Origin of the sequence: Streptomyces sp. WG5, assembly GCF_049974565.1 — a bacterium.
In the GTDB taxonomy this organism is placed as follows: domain Bacteria; phylum Actinomycetota; class Actinomycetes; order Streptomycetales; family Streptomycetaceae; genus Streptomyces.
The window spans coordinates 1-930 of the sequence record NZ_JBNGGC010000144.1 but is presented as its reverse complement, the minus strand read 5'-3'; the positions used below and the strand labels follow the sequence as shown (position 1 = coordinate 930).

Below are 930 nucleotides of genomic sequence, written 5' to 3'. Positions count from 1 at the left end.
GCCCAGGAGTACGGTCCGCGGCTGGGTGAGGCGGGTGCCGGGGCCGCCGGGTTCGGACTGACGGGAACCACGTCGAGTGTGGCATCGGGCCGGGTGGCCTACACACTCGGATTACAGGGCCCGGCACTGACCGTGGACACGGCGTGCTCCTCCTCGCTGGTCGCCCTGCACCTGGCGATACGCGCCCTGCGCTCGGGCGAGTGCTCACTCGCCCTCGCCGGTGGCGTCGCGGTGATGTCCACTCCCCACACCTACGTCGAGTTCTCGCGCCAGCGGGGACTCGCACCCGACGGCCGCTGCAAATCCTTCTCCGCCGACGCGGACGGCACCGCCTGGGCCGAAGGCGTCGGCGTCCTCGTCGTCGAACGCCTCTCCGACGCCCAACGCCACGGCCACCCCGTCCTCGCCGTCGTCGCCGGCACCGCCGTCAACCAGGACGGCGCCTCCAACGGACTCACCGCACCCAGCGGCCCCGCCCAGGAACGCGTCATCCGCGCCGCCCTCCACGACGCCGGCATCCCCCACACCGCCGTCGACGCCATCGAAGCCCACGGCACCGGCACCGTCCTCGGCGACCCCATCGAAGCCCAAGCCCTCCTCACCACCTACGGCACCGACCGCGACCGCCCACTCTGGCTCGGATCACTCAAATCCAACCTCGGCCACGCACAAGCCGCCGCAGGCGTCGGCGGCGTCATCAAAATGGTCATGGCCCTCCACCACGCCCAACTACCCGCCACCCTCAACGCCGACAAACCCACCGAACTCATCGACTGGACCACAGGAAACCTCCACCTCCTCACCCAGCCCCACCCCTGGCCCCCCACCCCCGACCACACCCGACACGCCGGCATCTCCTCCTTCGGCATCAGCGGCACCAACGCCCACATCATCCTCGCCGAACCCCCCACCCCACCCACCACGTCCGGA

1 protein-coding gene is annotated in these 930 nt (G+C 71.1%); it reads left to right on the top strand.

The window, feature by feature from the left end:
* A partial coding sequence (locus ACP4IX_RS36280) for a beta-ketoacyl synthase N-terminal-like domain-containing protein (RefSeq protein WP_426558922.1) occupies positions 1–930 on the top strand: 930 nt, incomplete at both ends.